Here is a 6,705-nt window from a genome sequence, read left to right as displayed (position 1 = left end):
GCCCGCCAGCGGCGAAGACTGAATCCGCCCTTTTACCTTCCACCAGGAGAGCCATCCATGCCCACTGACTACCACCATGGCGTACGCGTCATTGAAATCAACGAGGGTTCGCGCCCGATCCGCACCGTATCCACCGCCGTGCTGGGCCTGATCGCAACGGCCGACGATGCCGACGCGGCCGCCTTCCCCCTGAATAAACCCGTACTCGTCACCAACGTGCTGGCCGCCATGGGCAAGGCCGGCAAGAGCGGCACCTTGTACCGCGCGCTGGAAGCTATCGCCGCGCAGACCAAACCCTTGACGGTCGTGGTGCGCGTGGCTGAAGGCGAGACGGAAGCGGAAACCACCAGCAACGCCGTGGGTGGCGTGTCGCCCGATGGCCAGTACCTGGGCGCCCAGGCACTGCTGGCCGCGCAAAGCAAACTGGGCGTGAAGCCGCGCATCCTGGGCGCGCCGGGCCTGGACACCCAGGCCGTGACCAATGCCCTGGCCAGCGTGGCGCAGCGCCTGCGCGCCTTTGCCTATGCGTCGGCCTACGGCTGCGCCACCGCCACGGAAGCCATCGCCTACCGCAGCCAGTTCGGTCAGCGCGAACTGATGCTCATCTGGCCGGATTTTGTCGACTGGGATACCTCCATCGATGCCGAGGCCAGCATTTCCGCCGTGGCCTACGCTATGGGCCTGCGCGCCAAGATCGACGAGGAAACGGGCTGGCACAAGACTTTGTCCAACGTGGTCGTCAACGGCCCGACCGGCATCAGCAAGGACGTGTTTTTCGACTTGCAAGACCCTGCCACCGATGCCGGCATGCTCAACGCCAAGGAAGTCACGACCCTGATCAACATGGGCGGTTACCGCTTCTGGGGTTCGCGCACGTGCGAGGCGCCGGGCGGTTTCTTCTACTTTGAAAGCTACACGCGCACGGCCCAGGTGCTGGCCGACACCATTGCCGAGGCGCATTTCGCCTTTGTCGATCTGCCCCTGCATCCGTCCCTGGTGCGCGACCTGCTGGAAAGCATCAACGCCAAGTTCCGCGACTTGAAATTGCAGGGCTACATCATCGACGGCCACGCCTGGTATGACGAGCAATACAACGACAAGACGGCGCTGAAAGACGGCAAGCTGGCCATCGATTACGACTACACGCCCGTGCCGCCGTTGGAAAACCTGAAATTCCAGCAGCGCATTACCGACCGCTACCTGGCCGACTTCGCCTCACGCATCGCCGCCTAACTGTCCAATCACCACCCTGCCCGCGCCTGCGCGGGCGCATTGAAATACTGGAGAAATTATGGGCCTGCCCCGCAAACTGAAAAACTTCAACCTGTTCCAAAACGGCGTCTCCTTCATGGGCATGGTACCCGAAGTCACCTTGCCAAAACTCAGCCGCAAGATGGAAGAGTACCGCGCCGGCGGCATGAGCGGCCCCGTGTCCGTGGACTTCGGCAACGAGGCGCTGTCGCTGGAATGGAGCGCCGGCGGCCTGATCGCCGAAGCCCTGAAACAGTACGGCGCCCACTCGCACGGCGCCGTGCAACTGCGCTTTGCCGGCGCCTACCAGGAAGACGATGACGGCACGGTCGCCGCCGTCGAGGTCGTCGTGCGCGGCCGCTACAAGGAAATCGATATGGGCGGCGCCAAGATGGGCGACGACACCACCCACAAATACACGATGGCTTGCAGCTATTACAAGCTGATGATCGACGGCGCCACCGTCATCGAACTGGACTTCATGAGCGGCACCGAGAACTTTGGCGGCGGCGACACCAACGCGGCCATCCGCAAGGCCATCGGCCTGTAATCCCCCCTTTTACTGACCACCACACCACAAGGACAACACCATGCACAACGATATCCAAAACCAAGCCGTCATTGAACTGGACGAACCGATCAAACGCGGCGATACCTTCATCACCTCGCTCACCGTGCGCAAGCCCAAGGCCGGCGCCTTGCGCGGCATTTCCCTGATCGAGCTGGCCAATCTGAACGTGTCGGCCCTGCAGATCGTGCTGCCGCGCATCACCGAGCCGACCTTGACGGCGCACGACATCGCCAACATGGATCCCGCCGACCTGCTGGCCGTGGGCGCCGAGGTTGCCGGTTTTTTGGCGAGCAAAGCAGATCGCCTTTCGGTATCCCCGGCGAAGTAGAAGACGCCATGGCCGACATCGCCGGCGTCTTCCACTGGACGCCGGCAGCGATGGACGGCTTTACGATTGATGAACTGATGGCCTGGCGCGAACGCGCCAGACAACGAAGCGGAGCGGAATAGATGGCTGGTCGGGATTTGAAATTACAGGTAGTGTTTGCAGCGCTGGACAAAATCACCGGCCCGCTGAAAAAGATCATGGGCGGCTCCAGCGATACGGCCAAGGCATTGAAGGCCACCAGCGACCGCTTGCGCGACTTGAACGCCCAGCAAAAGAACATCAGCAAATTCCGCGAGCTGCATGGCGGCCTGGACGCCACCCGCGCCAAGCTGGAGGCGGCCCAGCAGAAGGTCGCCAGCCTGGCCGTCAAGATGAAACAGGCGGAGGCGCCCACGCGCGCCATGACGCGTGAATTTAACGCCGCCACCAAAGCGGCCGGCGCCTTGAAGACGGCCGGCCAGCAGCAGGCCCAGCAACTGCAGGTCATGCGCGAGCGCCTGGCAGGCGCCGGCATCGGCACCAAAGACCTGGCCAACCACGAGCGCACCTTGCGCCGCGAGATCGAGGCCACCAACAAAACCATGACGCTGCAGCAGCAGAAGCTGGCCAACGCGGCCGCCAAGCAACAGCGCGTCACCAACGCCACCCAGCATGCCGACAAGCTGCGCAACAAGGCGGGCAACATGGCCATGGCCGGCGCTGGCGCGACCGCCACAGGCGCGGTGCTGGCCGCACCTGTCGCCATGGGTGTGAACGAAGCAAAACACTACGAGATTGAAACGGCACGCATCCGGGCGCTTGGTACGCGCACGAGCGAAGAAAAAGAACATGCCATTCAATTCGCAAAAGAACTCAGAACGTATGGCGTAAGTCAGCTGGAAAAAACGGAAATGATCCGTGATTCAATTTCCATCTTTGCGGACGGGCACCATGCTGAAATGGCTTTACCCAGCTTGGCAAAAATGAAGTTCATCAACGACACGCTCTATCCGGATTCCGCTGGGGAACGCAATGCGCAGTTGTTTGCCATGCAAAAAGTCATTGAGTTGCGCGGCAATGCTGGATCGGTCGAAGCATTCAAAAAGGATGCTGATCGCATTCAAAAAATCATTGCGGCGACAGGCGGGCGAGTAAGTGGCGAAGACTGGCGACAATTCACGATTCGCAGCGGCGTCGCGGGCAAAGGATTAACCGACAACGCCTTTTTCAATCAGATGGAACCCATGTTGCAGGAGCTGGGTGGATCGACAGCTGGCGTCGGCTTCCGCTCGCTATACAACAACATTGTCCAGGGGCGCGCAACTCAACGCTCGGCCAGGGAAATGCAAGCTCTTGGCCTGTTGAACGGCAAACACATCAAGTACGACAAGGTGGGACAAATTAAATACATCCAGGCTGGCGCGCTGCTGGAAGGCGAGCTGTTCCAAAAGAGTCCATTGGACTGGGTAGAAAAAGTTTTCCTGCCCAAGCTGGCTGCGAAAGGGATTACAGACGAAGACGCAATTAACACCAAAATTGGCACCCTCATTTCCAATAGCAACGGCGCTGCCTTCTTGATGCGCGTGGTGGGCCAGCGCTTGCAAATGCGAAAGAGTGAGCGCCTCAATCAGAACACCGAAGGTATGGACAAGTTGCACGACCGTGCGCGCGCGGTAAGCGCTGGTGCGGAGCACGAAGCCCATGCCAAGCTTTCCGATCTGAAGCTAGTCATGGGGGAAAAAATTCTGCCTGTGTACACGCAAGCGCTGGAAATGGCGATTGCCGCAGTGACAAAGCTGAATAGTTTCATGGAGCGAAACCCCACCGTGGCCAAGGCCATGATTACCGGCTTTGCCGTGCTGGCCGGCGTGCTGCTGGTGCTCGGCCCGCTGATGCTGGGCATTGCCGCACTGGTCGGCCCTTACGCCATGCTGCACGTCATGTTCGCCAAAATCGGTATCAAGGGCGGCGTGCTCACGCCGATCTTGCGCGGCCTGGGGGGCGCGTTCATGTGGGTGGGCCGCGCCGTGCTGTGGCTGGGGCGCGCCTTCATGCTCAACCCGATTGGCCTGGCCGTGACGGCCATCGCCGGCGCCGCCTTCCTTATCTACAAATACTGGGAGCCGATCAAGGCCTTCTTTGGCGGCCTGTGGTCGCACGTCAAGACTGCCTTTGCCGGCGGCATTGGCGGCATTGGCGGCGTCAGCGCCCTGATCGCCAACTGGTCGCCACTGGGTCTGTTCTATCGTGCCTTCGCGGGCGTGCTGGGATGGTTCGGCATTGCGCTGCCCGCCAAGTTCAGCGACTTCGGCAGCGGCCTGCTGCGCGGCATGGCCAGCGGCATCAGCCGCAGCTTGAACGTCATCAATCAATGCTGGGAGCCGGTCAAGACGTTCTTTGCCGGCGTGTGGCCGCAGCTCAAGGCGACGTGTGCCGGCGGCCTGGCGGGTATCAGCGCCCTGATTATCAACTGGTCACCCGTCGGTGTGTTTTACCAGGCGTTCGCCGGCGTCATGAGCTGGTTCGGAATCAAGCTGCCGGCCCAGTTCACGGAGTTCGGCGCCAATATCCTGCGCGGCCTGGTCAACGGCATCACGGGTTCCATGGGCGCCGTGAAGGAAGCCATCAGCAATGCCGGTTCCAGCACCATTGCCTGGTTCAAGGAAAAGCTGGGCATCCACAGCCCGAGCCGCGTGTTTGCCCAGCTGGGCGACTACACCATGCAAGGCCTGGCCGTGGGCCTGGACCGCAGCGAGGGCGCGCCGATTGCCAAGGTATCGGGCCTGGCGCAGCGCCTGACGCAATTGGGCGCCGGCATCGCCATCGGCACGGCCACCGCCCTGCCCGCCAGCGCCTTCGATACGCGCGCCCCGCTGGCCCAAGGCGGGTTTGGCGCCGGCATGACCATTCAGGGCGACAAGATCGAATTCACTTTCAACGTGCAGGCCGGCACCGATCCCCAGGCCATCGCGCGCGCCGTGAGCGTGGCGCTCGATCAGCGCGACCGCGAAAAGGCGGCACGCATCCGCTCGTCCCTGCGCGACCACGATTAAGAAAGAAGCACACCATGATGATGATTTTAGGAATGTTCGTATTCAGCCTGCCGACGCTGGCCTATCAAGAGCTGCAGCGGCAAACGGAATGGAAGCACGCCAGCACGGCGCGCGTGGGCCTGCGCGACGCGCACCAGTACGTGGGGCCCGGCGATGACACCATCACCCTGTCGGGCTGGGTGGCGCCGGAACTGACCGGCTCCCTGTACTCGCTCGATGCGCTGCGCATGATGGCCGACACCGGTAAATCGTGGATTTTGATCCAGGGCACGGGCCGCATTCTCGGCTCTTACCGCATCACCAGCATGACGGAAGGCCGCACTATCCTGGACGGCAGCGGCGGCGCGCGCCGCGTCGAGTTTTCCATTTCTCTCAAGCGCGACGACGACGGCGTGCTGGCCATGCTTGGCCTGGGCGACATCGGCGACCTGAAAAACATGCTCAGTATCGACGGCATCACCAGCAGCATCGCCGGCGCGGCCAAGAATGCCGTGAGCGGCGTGGTCGGCAATGTGGTCGGCGGCATCACATCGAAATACGGCGGCGCGGTCAGCGAGATGAAAGACAAGATCGGCGGCGGCATCAGCGGCGCCATCGGCAGCACGGCGGACAAGTTCAAATGAGTACCAACATCCCCGCCTTCAAGGTCAGCATCGAGGACAAGGACTTGACGGCCATCGTCTCGCCGCGGCTGATCAATCTGACCTTGACCCTGTGCCGTGGCGACGAGAGCGACCAGCTCGACATTTCCCTGGACGACAGCGACGGCAAGCTGGCCCTGCCGCCGCGCGGCGCGCAGATCGCCCTGGCGCTGGGCTGGCAATCGTCCGGCCTGGTGGACATGGGCAAGTTCACCGTCGACGAGGTGGAGCACAGCGGCGCACCCGACACCATCACCCTGCGCGCCAGGTCGGCCAACCTGATCGACACCTTCAAACAGCAGCAGGAACACAGCTTCCACAAGACCACCCTGGGCGCCATCATCGAGGCCATCGCCTTCCGCAACGAGCTGGCGTCGGGCGTCTCGGCGCGCCTGCGCGATACCGCCGTCGAGCACATCGACCAGACCCACGAAAGCGATGCGGCCTTCCTGCGCCGGCTGGGCAGGAAATACGACGCCGTGGCCACCGTCAAGAACGACACCTTGCTGTTCATCCCCATCAACCAGAGCCGCACGGCCAGCGGCAAGGCGCTGCCCGTGATCCCCATCACGCGCGCGCTGGGCGACGGCCACCGTTACCACAGCGCCGAAAGCGACGCCTACACGGGCGTGCGCGCCTTCTGGCACGACGAACGCTACGCGCGCCGCCGCAGCGTCGTGGCCGGCGTGCCCGGCAACAGCAAGCGCCTGCGCACCACCTTCGCCAGCGAAACGGACGCGCGCGCGGCGGCCGTGGCCGAATGGCAGCGCATCCTACGCGGCCTGGCCACCTTTGAAATGAGCCTGGCCCTGGGTAACCCGTAAGCGTCAAGCCAGCGCCGTCTTGAGCCCGTCAATGAATCAGAAGATGATGGCATCACAC

At 62.6% G+C, this 6,705-nt stretch carries 7 protein-coding genes; all 7 read left to right on the top strand.

Annotation, left to right across the window (positions count from 1 at the left end):
- Positions 1 to 57 precede the first annotated feature (57 nt).
- The 7 genes from K0F85_RS28165 to K0F85_RS28135 are packed head-to-tail and all read left to right on the top strand — an operon-like array spanning position 58 to position 6,647.
- The gene (locus tag K0F85_RS28165; RefSeq protein ID WP_219119105.1) at positions 58 to 1,233 is read left to right on the top strand and encodes a phage tail sheath protein; all 1,176 of its coding nucleotides are present in this window, start codon (positions 58 to 60) and stop codon (positions 1,231 to 1,233) included.
- A gap of 58 nt (positions 1,234 to 1,291) precedes the next feature.
- Complete coding sequence (locus tag K0F85_RS28160) at positions 1,292 to 1,801, top strand: phage major tail tube protein (protein WP_070346128.1); 510 nt, start codon at positions 1,292 to 1,294, stop codon at positions 1,799 to 1,801.
- Between the two features lie 40 nt (positions 1,802 to 1,841).
- The gene (locus K0F85_RS28155; RefSeq protein WP_219119104.1) at positions 1,842 to 2,150 is read left to right on the top strand and encodes a phage tail assembly protein; all 309 of its coding nucleotides are present in this window, start codon (positions 1,842 to 1,844) and stop codon (positions 2,148 to 2,150) included.
- A gap of 8 nt (positions 2,151 to 2,158) precedes the next feature.
- Positions 2,159 to 2,272 carry a GpE family phage tail protein gene (locus K0F85_RS28150; protein WP_071650284.1) on the top strand — a complete coding sequence of 38 codons (114 nt, stop codon included), beginning with the start codon at positions 2,159 to 2,161 and terminating at the stop codon, positions 2,270 to 2,272.
- Positions 2,273 to 2,287: 15 nt separating this feature from the next.
- On the top strand, positions 2,288 to 5,182 hold the full coding sequence (locus K0F85_RS28145; protein WP_219119103.1) for a phage tail tape measure protein: 2,895 nt from the start codon (positions 2,288 to 2,290) through the stop codon (positions 5,180 to 5,182).
- A gap of 14 nt (positions 5,183 to 5,196) precedes the next feature.
- Positions 5,197 to 5,805, top strand: a complete 609-nt coding sequence (locus K0F85_RS28140) for a phage tail protein (RefSeq protein WP_219119102.1) — start codon at positions 5,197 to 5,199, stop codon at positions 5,803 to 5,805.
- Positions 5,802 to 6,647: a contractile injection system protein, VgrG/Pvc8 family gene (locus K0F85_RS28135; RefSeq protein WP_219119101.1), complete on the top strand. Its 846-nt coding sequence runs from the start codon at positions 5,802 to 5,804 to the stop codon at positions 6,645 to 6,647. The genes K0F85_RS28140 and K0F85_RS28135 overlap by 4 nt, the downstream gene beginning before the upstream one ends.
- Positions 6,648 to 6,705: the final 58 nt, after the last annotated feature.

Source organism: Janthinobacterium sp. UMAB-56 (assembly GCF_900095265.1).
GTDB lineage: Bacteria > Pseudomonadota > Gammaproteobacteria > Burkholderiales > Burkholderiaceae_D > Janthinobacterium.
This window is presented reverse-complemented; position numbering and strand designations above follow the sequence as displayed.